This is a genomic window from Streptomyces sp. P9-2 (assembly GCF_051903975.1).
Lineage (GTDB): Bacteria > Actinomycetota > Actinomycetes > Streptomycetales > Streptomycetaceae > Streptomyces > Streptomyces cellulosae.
Genome location: NZ_CP192633.1, coordinates 5,289,623 through 5,304,697, shown reverse-complemented (window position 1 = coordinate 5,304,697; position 15,075 = coordinate 5,289,623). Strand labels below are relative to the sequence as shown.

Sequence of the window (15,075 nt, the reverse complement as noted above, 5' to 3'; positions counted from 1 at the left end):
ACCAGTTGTCACACACTACTCACCGACCTGGCGGAATGTTTACATTACAAGCACTTCATGTCCACCGAAGATCGCCGTTGTCGGCGATCTGTCAGACATGCCACATCGGTACAACCTTTTCGGCTGTCGCCGTATCCGCGTGCGAGCGTCACGACGGCATCCGCAGCCAGTCCGTGAACGTCAGCCCCGGACCGTCGCCCTGCCTCGTCACCCACAGTTCCCCGCCGGAGCCGACGACGGCGAGCACGACCCTGCCCTGGGCGTCGTGCGCCAGGGCCGGGTCGCCCAGACAGGCCCGCCCGGTGTCCCCCCACCAGAGACCTGACGCCTCGGCCTCCGTCCCGCAGACGCCGACAAGCACCGTACCGGCGCGACCCCGGTGGGCGATGACCGTGCAGTCGTACCCGTCGAGGACCTGACGCAGCAGCACATTGGCCCCGTCCGCGGGGGTGCCGCTCAGCGGGACGGCCCACGAGCCGGGCCGCAGACAGACCAGACCTGCGCCGGCCGGGTCGGTCCAGAACCAGGTGAGCCGGCCGGACGCGGTCTCCAGGGCGGCGGCCGATCCCGGCAACGCACCGGGCCGTACGTCGGGGAACCGCCGCGGCACGGCGCCGGGCTCCGGCTGACTCCAGGTCAGCGTGACGCCGCCCGCCGGGGCGAACACCTCGACCCGCCCGGCCGCGGCGGTCGCCGTCACCCCGTCCCGCAGACCGGCCCCCCGCAGATCGGCCCAGGGCTCCCATCGGCCGCCCCGCCCCTCCCTGCGCATCATGAGCCCGCCGCCCGCGTTCCGTGCGAAGACGTGGACGTCGCCGGACGGGGTGACCGCCGCGGCCGGCGCCCCGAGCAGCGCCGCCTTCTCGGGCGCGCGGTGCGGATTGCCCAGGGAGCGCCACTCCGTGAGGGGCCGTCCGGTCTGGTACTGCACGGCGTGCACCAGGTCGACCTCGGCACCGCCGTCGGCTCGCCGCTCGCGGCGGCCCAGGAAGTGCACATAGGCGTCGGCGCCCTGGGCCACGGTCAGGTGGGTGAGGTCGTCGACGGGGAAGAAGGCGGGTTCCGACCAGTCGGGCCCGCCGGGCCGGTTTTCGGTCCAGCGCAGCAGTCCGCCCTCGCAGGGGACGTAGGCCGTGAGCCGGCCGTCCTTGCCGCGGAGCAGCCAGGAGCCGGTCGCCGTGCCGGTCACCGGCGGGCGCGCGGGTATGGAAGCGGCTCCGCCGGCGCGGCCGCGGCGCGGGGTGCGCGCGGACCGATCCCGTATCGCCATGCCGGACTCCCTGGAACGTTCACCCGATATGGACACGGGACCTGGAACGCACACATGATATGCACACTGCATACATGTATCGGACACCCAGCGATCGCGCCGGTCCGTGACGGACGAGAGCCGCTCGCCCGCCCCTCCCCCGCCGCAGACGACGTTCGTGATGTGGATCACTGTCGTACAACGCCGGGGCGGGGTCGTGGGTCTGTCCGTTCGCCCGAGCAGCCGCGTGCCGGGCATCCCGCGCCCGGCACCACCGCCGGGCCGCGTACCCGCAGTTCCGGCATCACACGCACCGGCACCATGCGCCGCGCACAGACGAGGACACCCATCGGATGACGACCCCAGCCACCGACACCCCCAGCACGTCGCGCCGCCGGCGCGGGCAGGAGGCGCCCCGCCGGCGGCGCACCGGCCGGTGGATCCTGCTGACGCTGGCCGTACTCCTCGTCGCGGGCGCCGGCGCCGCGTACTGGCTCTGGAGCGATCTCGACGGCAACATCAACGGCGTCGACATCAACGAGGCGATCGGTGACGACCGCCCCGAGAAGCTGCCCACCTCCGGCCAGAACATCTTGATCCTCGGCTCCGACTCCCGCGCCGGCGACAACGCGGAACTGAACACCGGCAAGATCGCCGGCGCCCGCTCGGACACGGCGCTCGTGATGCACATACCCGAGGGCCGCACCCAGGCCGTCGCCGTCAGCATCCCGCGCGACACCCTGGTGACCCGGCCCGAGTGCAAGGACGCGAACGGCTCCACGGTGGCCGGGGCCGAGCGCGTGATGTTCAACTCCATCTACTCGCAGGCCGGTCCGGCCTGTGTGGTCAAGACCGTGGAGAAGATGTCCGGCGTCCGCATGGACCACTACGTCGAGATCGACTTCGCCGGCTTCAAGGACCTCGTGGACGCCATCGGCGGCGTCGAGGTCACCGTCGACCAGGACATCCACGACAAGTCCAGCGGCCTCGACCTGACCGCCGGAACCCACCGCCTCGACGGCACCGAGTCCCTGCAGTTCGTCCGCACCCGGCACGGCATCGGCGACGGCAGCGACCTCGGCCGCATCGGTCTCCAGCAGGAGTTCATGATCGCCCTGCTCGGCGAGATCAAGAAGCAGGACCTGCTGGGCAGCCCCACCAAGACCTACAAGATCGCGGACACCCTGACCGCGGCGCTGACCACCGACTCCGAGCTCGCCTCCCTCACCGCGCTCGCCGACTTCGGGCGCAGCATGAACGGGGTCGACCCGGGCTCCATGGAGACGATCATGCTGCCGGTGGCGTACGACAAGCAGGACCCCAACCGGGTCGTGGCCGCCGAACCGCAGGCGTCCACGCTCTGGAAGGCCATCCGCAGCGACCAGGAGATCCCGGAGTCGGCGAAGAAGTCCCCGGCCACCGGGGGCGGTTCCTGACCTGACGGCCCGGGTCGGGAGACGCCGCGACCGGCGTCTCCCGGCGGGATCTCAGACCTCCCGCCACCCCTCCAACGCCAGCCCCGCCTCCTCCTTCCGCCGCGTGACGCGGAGCGTCGACGTCGTCGGGTCGAGGGTCGCGGCGACCAGGGTGCCCTGGGCGTCGACCGCCAGGGCGAGCGCCGCCGTGGGCGGGAGGGGCGGGCCGGACTCGGTCCACCAGGCGCCCGCCTGTTCCTGCTCCGTGGGGTACGCCGCGAACGCCACCCGGCCGCTCGCCGCGCGCTGCGCCAGCACCGTGCAGTCGTGGCCGTCTATCGCGCAGCGCACCGCCGCGACCGGGCCGGGGCCCGCCGCCCGGAGCAGCGGCACCGGCTTGTTGCCGGGGCGCCAGGACCACAACTCGCCGTCCTGGCCGGTGAAGAAGAGGGTGGTCCGCTCGGCGGAGGTGCGCAGGGCGCGCAGGGTGCCGGGGAGGGCGGCCACGTCGGCGGTCTCGTCCCGCGTGGGCGTCCTGCCGGGCTCCTCCTGACGCCAGTGGAGTATTCGCTCCGGCGTGGACGCGTAGACCTCGACCAGGCCCGACTCCCGGCTCGCGGCGGCGAGTTGGTCCTGGACGCCGGAGCCCTTGAGGTCCCGCCACGGGTACCAGCCGCCCCGCTCCTTCTGCACCAGCAGGCTGACCCCGCCACCCGCGTTGCGCACGAAGACGTACGCCCGCCTGCGGTCGTCCACGGCCACCGCGGGCGTGCCCGTGCGGTCGCCCTTGCCGTTGGGGTGGCCCACCGGGGACCAGTCCAGCGGGGCGAGCAGCGGGCGGAAGTGCGTGCAGTGCACCAGCCGGGACTCCCCCGGCCCCGCCTGCCGCCACGCGGCCAGATGGGCGTACCCGTCCGCGCCCTGTCCCACGGCCGCGGGTCCCTGCTGGAGCCCCAGGTCGCCGCCGGCCCGGCGGAAGGGCTCCCAGGGGCCGCCGGGTGCTGTTTCCGCGCGGCACAGGACGGCGTCGTCCGATTTCATATAGACGGTGAGGCGGCCGTCGCGGCCGCGGAGAAGCCAGTCGCCGTTCACCTGTTCACCTTACGCACTGCGGTGCGTGCCGTGGACGCGGGATCCCGCCGTACGGCCTCCCCCGCGGGGGTATTGCCCGGGCTTGCGTGGGACCCTGACCGTATGGAAGACGCCGGTTCCCTGCTCGTGATCGTCGACGCCGCGAACGTCGTGGGGTCGGTGCCCGACGGGTGGTGGCGGGACCGCCGGGGCGCCGCCGAGCGGCTGCGGGACCATCTCGCGGCCCAGGGCGTGCCCGGGCACGAGGGGCCCGTGGACATCGTGCTGGTGGTGGAGGGCGCGGCCCGGGGTGTGGAGCCGGTCCCGGGCGTCCGGGTGGCGGCCGCGCCCGGCAGCGGGGACGACCACATCGTCGACCTGGTGGCGGAGGCCGGCGACCGTCCGGTGCTGGTCGTCACCGCCGACCGCGAGCTGCGCCGCCGGGTGGAGGAGCTGGGCGCCGACGTCGCCGGGCCGCGTACGGTACGTCCCGCCCCGCGCCGGGACGGGACCGACTGAGCCCCGGTCACGGCACAGCACGGAACGGCCCCGCACCCCCGGTCGGGCCGAGAGCATGGGGCCGCGGAACCGTCGGGCGGTCAGGCCGCCGGTGACGTGGTGTTCTCCTCCTTCGCCATCCGGCTGTGCGTCCGGCTGTACAGGAAGTACACGACGATGCCGATCGCCATCCAGATGCCGAACCGGACCCACGTCTCGGCCGGCAGGTTGAGCATCAGCCACAGCGAGGCGGCCACCGACACGATCGGCAGCACAGGCACCCACGGGGTGCGGAACGCCCGGTGCAGGTCGGGGCGGGTACGGCGGAGGATGATCACGCTGATCGCGACGATGACGAACGCGAACAGCGTGCCGATGTTCACCAGGGCCGCCAGTTCGTTCAGCGGGGTGAAGCCGGCCAGCACGGCGATGAGGACGCCGAGCAGGATCGTCGGCCGGTGCGGGGTGCGGAAGCGCGGGTGGACCCGGGAGAAGAAGGTGGGCAGCAGCCCGTCGCGGCTCATCGCGAAGAAGACGCGGGTCTGGCCGAGCAGCAGGATCATGCAGACGGTCGTCAGGCCGACGGCGGCGCCGAAGCTGATGAAGCCGGCGAACCAGGGATGCCCGGTGGCCTTGAACGCGTCCGCGAGCGGGGCGTCCACCGAGAGTTCGCTGTAGTGCTGCATACCGGTGACGACGATCGACACCAGGACGTACAGCAGGGTGCAGATGAACAGCGAACCGAGGATGCCGCGCGGCATGTCGCGCTGCGGGTTGTGGGTCTCCTCGGCGGCCGTGGCGACGATGTCGAAGCCGATGAACGCGAAGAACACCACCGACGCGGCGGTGAAGATGCCCATCACGCCGAAGTTGGCCGGGGCCCAGCCGAAGATGAGCTGGATGAGCGGGGAGTCCAGACTCTGGCCTGCCGGTACGGGCTCGGACTCGGGGATGAACGGGTCGTAGTTGTCCGCCGTGATGAAGAAGGCCCCGGCGATGATGACGACCAGGACGACGGTCACCTTGATGGCGACGACGAGCGTGGTGACCCGGGCGGACAGCTTCACGCCGAGGACCAGGATGCCGGTGAGGACCAGCACCAGGACGGCGGCGAGGATGTCGAAGCCGAAGACGTCGGAGCCCTCACGGCTGCCGAGCGCGGCGGGCATCTCCCACCCGGCGTTCTCCATCAGCGACTGGATGTAGCCCGACCAGCCGACGGCCACCACCGCCGTGCCGAGCGCGAACTCCAGGACCAGGTCCCAGCCGATGATCCAGGCCGGCAGCTCGCCCAGGGAGGCATACGAGAACGTGTACGCGGAGCCCGCCACGGGGACCGTGGAGGCGAACTCGGCATAGCAGAGCGCGGCGAGCGCGCAGACGACACCGGCCACCACGAACGCGAGGGCGGTGGCCGGACCGGCGTTGTCCTTGGCGACGGTGCCGGTGAGGACGAAGATGCCGGTGCCGATGATGACACCGACACCGAAGACGGTCAGATCCAGCGCGGACAGGGATTTCTTGAGCGCGTGCTCGGGCTCCTCGGTGTCGCGGATGGACTGCTCTACCTTCTTCGTCCGGAAGAGGGGGCTTGTCACGGGTACCTCCCACGCTTGTCGTCCTCGACATGATCGAGAGGGGGCGTGATGCGTATGCCCCGGCGCGGGCGCCCTCACGCGAACGGGCCGCGCGCGCCACTCTTCACAGTGGCCCGCGCGGCCCATCCGGGCTACGCCCGCACGACCGCCCCGTGACGGCGTGTCGCGCGTGGCGGCGGGTCAGTCCCTGGCGGGCTCCACCGAGTCGACGGCGTCCGCGGAGGAGCGCTCGTACTTCCCGTCCAGCTTGGCCACCAGGCCGGTGACCTGGCGGGCGACGTCCGGGGCCGTCAGCCCGATCTCCGCCATGACCTCGGCGCGCGAGGCGTGGTCGAGGAAGCGCGGCGGGATGCCGAAGTCGCGCAGCGGCATGTCCACCCCGGCGTCGCGCAGCGCCTGGGCGATCGCGGAGCCGACGCCGCCGACGCGCGAGTTGTCCTCGACGGTGACGACGACGCGGTGCTTGGCGGCGAGCGGGGCCATGGCCTCGTCGACGGGCTTGACCCAGCGCGGGTCGACGACGGTGGTGGAGATGCCCTGCCGGTCCAGCAGGGAGGCGATCTCCAGGCACATCGGGGCGAGCGCGCCCACGGAGACCAGCAGCACGTCGGGGGTGTCGGTGCCGGGCTCGCGCAGCACGTCCATGCCGCCGACGCGGCCCACGGCGGGCACGGCGGGGCCGACGGCGCCCTTGGAGAAGCGCACCACGGTGGGCGCGTCGTCGACGGCGACGGCCTCGCGGAGCTGGGCGCGGACCTGGTCGGCGTCGCGCGGGGCGGCGAGCCTGAGGCCGGGCACGACCTGGAGGATCGACATGTCCCACATGCCGTTGTGGGAGGCGCCGTCGGTGCCGGTGATGCCGGCCCGGTCCAGCACGAACGTCACGCCGCACTTGTGCAGGGCGACGTCCATGAGCACCTGGTCGAAGGCGCGGTTCAGGAAGGTGGCGTACACGGCGAAGACGGGGTGCACGCCCGCGTGGGCGAGGCCGGCGGCGGAGACGGCGCCGTGCTGCTCGGCGATGCCGACGTCGTAGACGCGGTCGGGGAAGCGCTTGGCGAACTTGTCCAGGCCGACCGGCTGGAGCATGGCGGCCGTGATGGCGACGACGTCCTCGCGCTCCTCGCCGAGTTTGACCATCTCCTCGCCGAAGACGGACGTCCAGTCGGCGCCGGAGGTGGCGATCGGCAGGCCCGTGTCGGGGTGGATCTTGCCGACGGCGTGGAAGCGGTCGGCCTCGTCCTGGAGGGCGGGCTGGTAGCCGCGGCCCTTCTCGGTGATGCAGTGGACGATGACCGGGCCGTTGAACCGCTTGGCGCGGGCCAGCGCGGACTCCAGGGCCTCGATGTCGTGGCCGTCGATGGGGCCGACGTACTTCAGGCCGAGGTCCTCGAACATGCCCTGCGGGGCGATGAAGTCCTTCAGGCCCTTCTTCGCGCCGTGCAGCGTGTCGTAGAGGGCCTGGCCGACGACCGGGGTGCGCTCCAGGAGGTCCTTGGTGCGGGTCAGGAAGCGCTCGTAGCCGTCGGTGGTGCGCAGGGTCGCCAGGTGGTTCGCCAGGCCGCCGATGGTGGGCGAGTAGGAGCGCTCGTTGTCGTTGACGACGATGACCAGCGGGCGGTCCTTGGCGTCGGCGATGTTGTTGAGCGCCTCCCAGGCCATGCCGCCGGTGAGGGCGCCGTCGCCGATGACCGCGACGACGTGGCTGTCGTCCCGCTTCATCAGCTGGTTGGCCTTGGCGATGCCGTCGGCCCAGCCGAGCACCGTGGAGGCGTGGCTGTTCTCGATGACGTCGTGCTCGGACTCCGCCTGCGAGGGGTAGCCGGACAGGCCGCCCTTCATCTTCAGCTTGGAGAAGTCCTGCCGGCCGGTCAGCAGCTTGTGCACGTAGGACTGGTGGCCGGTGTCCCAGAGGACCTTGTCCTTCGGGGACTCGAAGACCCGGTGCAGGGCGATGGTGAGCTCCACCACACCGAGGTTGGGGCCGAGGTGGCCGCCGGTCTTGGAGACCGCGTCGACGAGGAAGGTCCGGATCTCCCCGGCCAGCTGGTCGAGCTCCTCGAGGGTGAGCCGGTCCAGATCGCGCGGTCCCCTGATGCGGGTCAGCAGCGGCACCCGTGCCTCCTTGCAGTAGAGCTGATCGAGCTGTTGCCGGGCGGGTCGAGTCTAATCTTCCGCTCAACCGATCGTTCCCGGGGCAGTGCGTCGTACATCACCCGTTCGCCCGGTACCCCCGTAAGACGCACCTGTGCCCGGCACCGAGAAGGCACCGGGCACAGGTCACCCCTGTGGGGCGCGGGGAACCGCGCGGACAGCCACAGCGCACCCGCAGACGGGCGGCTAGGCCCGCCCAGCCGTCTTCTGCGTCTTCCGGGTGACGGCGTCGATGACGACCGTCGCCAGCAGCACACCACCGGTGATCATGTACTGCACCGGAGAGGCGATACCCTCCAGCGCCAGACCGTACTGGATGGACACGATCACCATCACACCCAGCAGCGCGTCCCACGTACGCCCACGACCGCCGAACAGCGACGTACCACCGATCACCGCGGCCGCGATGACGTTCATCAGGAACTCACCGGTACCGGCGCCCTGGTTCGCGGAGGCGATCTTCGACGCGACGAACAGACCGCCCATCGCGGCGAACGTGCCGGCGATCGCGAAGACCGAGATCCGGATCAGCTCGACGTTGATGCCCGCGCGGCGGGACGCCTCGACGCTGCCGCCGAGCGCGAACACCTTGCGGCCGTAGGAGGTGCGGCGCAGCACGAAGTCCGTGAGGACCAGGAAGGCCAGGAAGATCACCACGGCCAGCGGCAGGCCCTTGTACTGGTTGAACACGATCGCGACGGCGAAGGCCAGGATCGCGAGCAGCGCCGTGCGGACGATGATCTCGTTCAGCGGGCGGGAGGGCACCCCGGCGGCCTCGCGGCGGCGGTTGTCGAAGAACGAGGCGAGGAAGTACGCCACGGTCGCGAACAGCGCCAGACCGTACGCGGCGGCCACGTCGCTGAAGTAGTAGCTGGTCAGCTTGACGACCAGGCCCTCGGAGTCCAGGTTGATGGTGCCGTTGTCACCGAGGATCTGGAGCATGAAGCCCTGCCAGAACAGCAGGCCGGCCAGGGTGACGGCGAAGGCGGGCACGCCGATCCGGGCGAAGATGAAGCCGTGGATCGCGCCGGCGACCGTGCCGGTGAGGATCGCCAGCACGAGGGCGAGTATCTCGTTCATGCCGTGCGTGATGTTCAGCACGGCGAACGTGGCGCCCGCGACACCGCTGACGGAGCCGACCGACAGGTCGATCTCGCCGAGCAGCAGGACGAAGACGATGCCGACGGCGATCATGCCGGTGCCGACCATGGCGACGGACATGTCGGAGAAGTTGCCGGCGGTGAGGAAGTTGCCGTTCAGGCTGGTGAAGATGGCCCAGATGACCAGGAGGCCGACCACCACGGGGATGGAGCCGAGGTCACCCGCCTTCATCTTCCGCTTGAACTCGTTCCAGTAGCCCAGCAGGCCCTGTTCGCGCACCAGCAGCCGGGGGTCGACCGCGGTGACCGCCTTGGCGGCCGCGTCGGGGTTCGCCACGGAGTGTTCCCCGGCGGTGGGGGTGGAGGTCTTCTCGGTGCTCACTTCTTGATCTCCCCATTGGTGCGCGCCGCACGACGGGTCACGGCGTTGTCCGTGGCGCCCGTGATGGCGGAGATGATTTCTTCCTGCGAGGTCGACTTGACCTCGAAGACGCCGTTGTTGCGCCCGAGGCGCAGGACGGCGACCTTGTCCGCCACGGCCTTCACGTCCGCCATGTTGTGGCTGATGAGGATGACCGCGTGGCCGCGCTCGCGCAGCCGCTCGACCAGGTCGAGGACCTGCGCGGTCTGCTCGACGCCGAGGGCCGCGGTGGGCTCGTCCAGGATGACCAGCTTGGGCTCGCCGAGCATGGACCGGGCGATGGCGACCACCTGGCGCTGACCACCGGACAGCGAGGCGATCGGGATGCGGACGCTGGGGATGCGGATCGACAGGGTGTCGAGGAGCTCGCGGGAGCGGCGCTCCATCTCCACCTCGTCCAGGACGCCGCGCCTGCGCAGCTCCCGGCCCAGGTAGAGGTTGCCGACGACGTCGATGTTGTCGCACAGCGCGAGGTCCTGGTACACCGTCGCGATGCCCAGGTTCTGGGCGTCGTGGGGCTTGTTGATCTGTACGGCCTTGCCGTCCCACTCGATGACGCCCTCATCGATGGGATGCACACCGGCGATCGTCTTGACCAGCGTGGACTTTCCGGCGCCGTTGTCGCCCACCAGGGCGACCACTTCACCGGCGTGGACCTCAAGCTCGACGTCGGTGAGCGCCTGGACGGCACCGAACCGCTTGGAGACCCCGCGCAACGCCAGCACGGGCGTAGCGGACACGTGAACCATCTCCTTCGCCGCCTGACCCGGCGGGAGGTTGTGCAAGGGATTGGGGGGTTGTTCCGTCCGGCGCCCCGCGTAGCTTGCGGGGCTGGTGTGTGCGGGGCGCCGGCGGAAGCGCTGGGCAGCCGTCCCGTCGGGGGAGTCCGGGTCTGCGGACTCCCCTCGGTCACGGGATGCGGGACTGCTTACTTGAGGCCGATCTTGTCGCAGGCGGCCTTGTACTTGCCCGTGCAGATCTCTTGGACGGTGTAGATGCCGTCCTTGATCACGGTGTCCTTGATGTTGTCCTTGGTCAGCGAGACGACCGGGACGATCACCGCCGGGATGCCCTTGTCGGTGGGGCTGTCGACCTTGTCCTTGGCGATGGAGTCCAGCGACTTGCCCTGGGCCAGCGCGACGGCCATCTCCGCGGCGACGTTCGCCTCCTGCGGGTACGGCTTGTAGACGGACATGTACTGCTCACCGGTCACGATGCGCTGCACGCCGGCGAGCTCGGCGTCCTGGCCGGTGACCGGGATGTTCTTCAGGCCGGCGGCCTTGAGGGCGGTGATGATGCCGCCCGCCATGCCGTCGTTGGCGGAGTAGACGCCGACGATCTTGTCCTTGCCGAGGGCGGAGATGGCGCCCTCCATGTTGGCGTTGGCGTTCTCGGGCTTCCACTCCTTGGTGTCGTACTCGCGCCCGATCTTGACCTTGCCGTCGAGGACGGAGTGCGCGCCCTCCTTGAACATGGCGGCGTTCGGGTCGGTGGAGGAGCCGTTCATCATGACGATCTGGCCGCTCTTGGCCTTGGCGCCCAGCGCCTGCAGCAGGGCCTCACCCTGCGTCTTGCCGACGGTCACGTTGTCGAACGACGTGTAGGCGTCGATCGGGCCCTCGGCGAGGCGGTCGTAGGCCACGACGGGGATGCCCGCGTCCTTGGCCTTCTTCACGGAGCCGGCGATGGCCTTGGAGTCCACCGCGTCCACGATGAGCACGTCGACCTTGTTGGTCACCATCGTGTCGACCTGCTGGTTCTGCAGGCTGGCGTCCTGCTTGGCGTTGGCGTAGACGACCTCGCCCTTGTTGTTCGTGAGCTCCTTGACCTTCTTCTCGATCAAGGGCTTGTCGAGCTTCTCGTACCGCGCGGTCTGGTTCTCCGGCAGGAGCAGACCGACCTTGATGTTGTCGCCCTTGGCGGCGGAGTCGCCCGAGTCGCTCTTGTCGCCGGACTCGGCGGCGCTGCCACAGGCGGCGAGCGAGACGGCCATCGCACCCGCGGCGATGGCGAAGGCGGCACGACGCATACGCGTGTTCACTTCTACAAACCTCCCTGACGAGGCCGCGTCGTTGCGGCCGAGGTGGCTGGAAGTCAACTCGGCCGCACGTGCGACGTCAAGAAGTAAATCCTTAACGAGATGGCAACGGTGCCATCCGTTCTCTAAGTGAAGGCATGGGTGGAGGCGGCGAGGGACCCCGTCGCCGTGCCGTCCAGAAGGGTCGAATCGCCCATCTCGCTCAGCGCGAGCGCGAGAGCGCCGAGCACCTCCGCGCGGCCCCCAAGTGCCCCTGGAAGCACGGACAGTTGGCGCGCGGCACTGGGGATGGCATAGCGTCCCACGGACTCTCTTATGGGGCCCAGGACCAGCTCCCCGGCCTCCGCGAGATCGCCGCCGAGGACGACCCGGCTCGGGTTCAGGAGGTTGCAGAGATTGGCTACACCGCTGCCGATGTGGCGGCCCACGTCGGCGACGACCCGGCGGCATCCCGGGTCGCCGTCCCTGGCCATCCGTACGACGCTCTCCATGGTCAAGTCCGTGCCGTGGCTGGGCTGGAGCAGCGGCAGCACGTAGCGGGCGGCCGTGAAGGTCTCCAGGCAGCCACGGTTGCCGCAGCGGCAGACCGGGCCGGACTCGTCGAGGGTGATGTGCCCGATCTCGCCCGCGGTGCCGCCCGGGCCGCGGTAGATCTTCCCGCTGATCACCAGGCCGGCGCCGACACCGCTGGCGACCTTGATGTACGCCAGGTCGCGCACGCCCCGGCCGCTCCCCCAGACCATCTCGCCGAGCGCGCCCAGGTTGGCGTCGTTGTCCACGTGCACCGGCACGCCGAGCCGCCCCCGCAGCTCCTCGGCGGGACGGGTGCCGGACCAGCCGGGCAGGATGGCGGTGGAGCCGAGGGTGCCGGACTCCACGTCGATGGGTCCGGGCACGCCGAGCCCGACGCCGGCGACCTTGGACCGGTCCACGCCGGTGGCCTCGATCAGCCGGTTGACCAGCTGTTCCGCCCGGTCGAAGCCCTGCGTCGAGGAGGCGTCCACGTCCAGCGGCTCGGACTCCTCCGCGAGCACCTGGTGGGCCAGGTTTCCCACCGCCACCCGCAGATGGGTGTGCCCGAAGTCGACCCCGATGACGATGCCGGCGTCCCCGCTCAGCGACACGCTGCGGGCCCGGCGGCCGCCCGAGGACGTGGGCGTGACCTCGACCGTCCCGCCTTCCTTCAGTTCCCGGACGATGTTGGAGACCGTGGCCGCGGACAGGCCGGTGGTCCTCGCGATCTCCGCCTGGGTCAAGGACCCCGCCAGACGCACTGCTCGGACGACCCGCTCCAGGTTGGCTCGGTGCAGCGACGACTGCGACCCCGGAGTCTCCATTGACTCTCACCCTCATCCCTGGCCCGCGCCACCCTGGGACGACGGGACCTTGTACAAGTTATGAACTCCAAGCTCCGCTGATTCGCCCAGTGCCGTCAAGACCTTGACAGAAATCGGTTCCTGCCCGTGTCCGGCCGACTACCGCTGGTGCGCCACAGGGGTCCGGCCCCGGAGAGCTGTCTCTCCGGGGCCGGACCCCTGTGTACGACGGGTGGAGCGGCGGGCGTCAGCGGAAGGTGCCCTGGGACACCGAGCCGGCGATCCGCCGCTGGAAGACGCAGTACACGATCAGTACGGGCACCACCGTGATCACGATCGCCGCGAACAGCGCGCCGTAGTCGATGTCGTAGACCTGCGAGGACGCGTAGGCGGCCATGCCCTGGGTGAGGACCCACATGTCCTGGTCGGTGTTGAGCGCCACCGGCAGCAGGAACTGGTTCCACAGGCCCAGGAAGTTGAAGATCGCCACCGCCGCCATGCCCGGACGGGCCATCGGCAGCATCACCTGGAAGAACGCCCGCCAGTCCCCGGCGCCGTCGATCAGCGCGGCCTCGTACACGTCGTGCGGCAGCGACCGGAAGAACGAATAGAGGAAGAACATCGTGAACGGCAGCGCGAACGCGACATAGGTGAGGATCAGCCCGGCACGGGTGTTCAGCAGCCCGAAGTTCTGCAGCTGGAAGAAGAGCGGAACGATCGCCAGGAACACCGGGAAAGTCAGGCCGGCGAGCATGACGTAGTAGATCAGCCGGCGGCCGGGGAATTCGAACCGGGCGAGAATGTAGGCGCACATCGCGCCGAGCAGCATCACCAGGATCAGTGCCGAGACCACGACGATCACGGAATTCAGGAAATACCTTCCGATGTTCGCGTCGGTCCACGCGTTCGCGTAGTTCTCGAACCGCCAGTGATCGGGCAGCGAGAACGGCGACGAAAGGATCTCGCCGGTCGATTTGAACGACGACATCAGCACCCACAGCATGGGCACGATCACGATCACGGACCACACGATCAGCAGGGCGTGCGAGACCGCCGCGAATCTGCGGTCGCTGCTCGCGGCGACGCGCGTCAGCTTCCGGTCCCTCGCCGGTTCACGTTCACCGGCTGTCTTCGGGTCGGCGGCGATGACGCTCACCCGGCACCTCCCTCGGCTGCGGCACGCCGAGCCTTGGACCCAGGTGCCTTCTTCTTGCCCTCGCCCTCGCCGCCGCCCGTGAGGCGGTTGACGAGGAACACCAGCGCCGCGAACACCAGGGTGACGACGGCGAGGACGACGCCCATCGCGGTGGCGTAGCCGAACTGCTGCTTGGCGAAAGCGACGTTGAACAGACGCTGGCTGATGGTCAGGGTCGAGTTGTCCGGGCCGCCGTTCGGCACCATCGCCTGGACGTAGACGAACGCGTCGAGGGCGGCGATGCCCAGGTAGATGTACGCCGTCTGCACGCTGTCCCGGATCGCCGGCAGGGTGATCGAGACGGTGGTGCGCAGCCGGCCGGCCCCGTCGATCCTCGCCGCCTCGTACAGTTCGGCGGGGACGCCCTTGATCGCGGCGATGAAGAGCACCGCGTAGAAGCCGACGAGCCCCCAGATGATCACGAACATCACGGACGGCATCGCCGTCGCCTTCTCGCCCAGCCACGCGAACGTGTCGAACCGGTCGAGGCCGAGGCCCGTGAGGACGCCGTTGAGCAGGCCGGCGTTCGGGTCGTACATCTGCGCCCAGATCAGACCGACGATGATCGCCGGCACGACGTAGGGGAAGAACGAGACGATCCGGTAGAACGACGCGCCCCGGATCCCCCGCACGGGGCCCTTGCCGGGCCCGCCCAGGGTGATGGCCACGGCGACCCCGAGGGCGAGCGTCAGGGTCACCAGCGGCACGAAGGCCGCGAGGAGCGCGACGTTGCGCAGCGCCTTCAGGAAGATGTCGTCCCGGAACATCTTCGTGAAGTTGTCGAAGCCGACGAAGTTGTAGTCCGGGCTGAAGCCACGCCAGTCGGTCATCCCCCAGAAGATCGCCTGGCAGAACGGGATCAGGACGAAGATCACGAAGATGGCCAGCGGGAGACCGAGGAACGCGAGGAAGAACGTCACCCGGTCGAACGTGAGCTTGCGGCGCCGTGGCCGCCCGCCGCGAGCGGCCGGCTCGGGCCGGCGGCTCGCGGTCTCGGCTTTGAGGATCGTGTCCTTCATC

General features: G+C 70.1%; 12 protein-coding genes. 2 read left to right on the top strand and 10 right to left on the bottom strand.

The window, feature by feature from the left end; translation table 11 throughout:
* Positions 1 to 148: 148 nt before the first annotated feature.
* Complete coding sequence (locus tag ACQY0Z_RS24165) at positions 149 to 1,270, bottom strand: hypothetical protein (protein WP_381731176.1); 1,122 nt, start codon at positions 1,268 to 1,270, stop codon at positions 149 to 151.
* 332 nt (positions 1,271 to 1,602) lie between these two features.
* On the opposite strand from ACQY0Z_RS24165, the gene ACQY0Z_RS24160 reads away from it, so the two are divergent.
* A complete protein-coding gene (locus ACQY0Z_RS24160; protein WP_189899272.1) occupies positions 1,603 to 2,685 on the top strand; it encodes an LCP family protein in 1,083 nt (360 codons plus the stop codon).
* A 51-nt stretch (positions 2,686 to 2,736) separates the two neighbouring features.
* On the opposite strand, the gene ACQY0Z_RS24155 is transcribed toward ACQY0Z_RS24160, so the two are convergent.
* A complete protein-coding gene (locus tag ACQY0Z_RS24155; RefSeq protein ID WP_189899274.1) occupies positions 2,737 to 3,756 on the bottom strand; it encodes a hypothetical protein in 1,020 nt (339 codons plus the stop codon).
* A 102-nt stretch (positions 3,757 to 3,858) separates the two neighbouring features.
* On the opposite strand from ACQY0Z_RS24155, the gene ACQY0Z_RS24150 reads away from it, so the two are divergent.
* Complete coding sequence (locus tag ACQY0Z_RS24150) at positions 3,859 to 4,254, top strand: NTP pyrophosphohydrolase (protein WP_189899276.1); 396 nt, start codon at positions 3,859 to 3,861, stop codon at positions 4,252 to 4,254.
* 80 nt (positions 4,255 to 4,334) lie between these two features.
* Here the strand turns inward: ACQY0Z_RS24150 and ACQY0Z_RS24145 are convergent, their stop codons facing one another.
* The 8 genes from ACQY0Z_RS24145 to ACQY0Z_RS24110 all read right to left on the bottom strand — a co-directional run bounded on the left by ACQY0Z_RS24145 (position 4,335) and on the right by ACQY0Z_RS24110 (position 15,074).
* Positions 4,335 to 5,831, bottom strand: a complete 1,497-nt coding sequence (locus ACQY0Z_RS24145) for an amino acid permease (RefSeq protein WP_254585245.1) — start codon at positions 5,829 to 5,831, stop codon at positions 4,335 to 4,337.
* Between the two features lie 180 nt (positions 5,832 to 6,011).
* Positions 6,012 to 7,946 carry a 1-deoxy-D-xylulose-5-phosphate synthase gene (dxs, locus tag ACQY0Z_RS24140; protein WP_189899278.1) on the bottom strand — a complete coding sequence of 645 codons (1,935 nt, stop codon included), beginning with the start codon at positions 7,944 to 7,946 and terminating at the stop codon, positions 6,012 to 6,014.
* 225 nt (positions 7,947 to 8,171) lie between these two features.
* A complete protein-coding gene (locus tag ACQY0Z_RS24135) occupies positions 8,172 to 9,467 on the bottom strand; it encodes a sugar ABC transporter permease (protein WP_189899280.1) in 1,296 nt (431 codons plus the stop codon).
* Positions 9,464 to 10,255 carry an ATP-binding cassette domain-containing protein gene (locus tag ACQY0Z_RS24130; protein ID WP_026243626.1) on the bottom strand — a complete coding sequence of 264 codons (792 nt, stop codon included), beginning with the start codon at positions 10,253 to 10,255 and terminating at the stop codon, positions 9,464 to 9,466. The genes ACQY0Z_RS24135 and ACQY0Z_RS24130 overlap by 4 nt, the downstream gene beginning before the upstream one ends.
* Positions 10,256 to 10,434: 179 nt before the next feature.
* Positions 10,435 to 11,535 carry an ABC transporter substrate-binding protein gene (locus ACQY0Z_RS24125; protein ID WP_347225913.1) on the bottom strand — a complete coding sequence of 367 codons (1,101 nt, stop codon included), beginning with the start codon at positions 11,533 to 11,535 and terminating at the stop codon, positions 10,435 to 10,437.
* Positions 11,536 to 11,669: 134 nt separating this feature from the next.
* On the bottom strand, positions 11,670 to 12,881 hold the full coding sequence (locus ACQY0Z_RS24120; RefSeq protein WP_439812793.1) for an ROK family transcriptional regulator: 1,212 nt from the start codon (positions 12,879 to 12,881) through the stop codon (positions 11,670 to 11,672).
* Between the two features lie 226 nt (positions 12,882 to 13,107).
* The gene (locus ACQY0Z_RS24115; protein ID WP_189899284.1) at positions 13,108 to 14,016 is read right to left on the bottom strand and encodes a carbohydrate ABC transporter permease; all 909 of its coding nucleotides are present in this window, start codon (positions 14,014 to 14,016) and stop codon (positions 13,108 to 13,110) included.
* Positions 14,013 to 15,074, bottom strand: coding sequence for a carbohydrate ABC transporter permease (locus tag ACQY0Z_RS24110; RefSeq protein ID WP_189899286.1), 1,062 nt, complete (start codon positions 15,072 to 15,074; stop codon positions 14,013 to 14,015). Before ACQY0Z_RS24110 ends, ACQY0Z_RS24115 begins: the two co-directional genes overlap by 4 nt.
* Position 15,075: the final 1 nt, after the last annotated feature.

What these genes read in the sequence shown, in the direction of transcription:
- ACQY0Z_RS24165 (WP_381731176.1), bottom strand. Translation starts at nt 1,270, where the DNA reads ATGGCGATACGGGATCGGTCCGCGCGCACCCCGCGCCGCGGCCGCGCC.
- ACQY0Z_RS24160 (WP_189899272.1), top strand. Translation starts at nt 1,603, where the DNA reads ATGACGACCCCAGCCACCGACACCCCCAGCACGTCGCGCCGCCGGCGC.
- ACQY0Z_RS24150 (WP_189899276.1), top strand. Translation starts at nt 3,859, where the DNA reads ATGGAAGACGCCGGTTCCCTGCTCGTGATCGTCGACGCCGCGAACGTC.
- ACQY0Z_RS24130 (WP_026243626.1), bottom strand. Translation starts at nt 10,255, where the DNA reads ATGGTTCACGTGTCCGCTACGCCCGTGCTGGCGTTGCGCGGGGTCTCC.
- ACQY0Z_RS24125 (WP_347225913.1), bottom strand. Translation starts at nt 11,535, where the DNA reads ATGCGTCGTGCCGCCTTCGCCATCGCCGCGGGTGCGATGGCCGTCTCG.
- ACQY0Z_RS24120 (WP_439812793.1), bottom strand. Translation starts at nt 12,881, where the DNA reads ATGGAGACTCCGGGGTCGCAGTCGTCGCTGCACCGAGCCAACCTGGAG.
- ACQY0Z_RS24110 (WP_189899286.1), bottom strand. Translation starts at nt 15,074, where the DNA reads ATGAAGGACACGATCCTCAAAGCCGAGACCGCGAGCCGCCGGCCCGAG.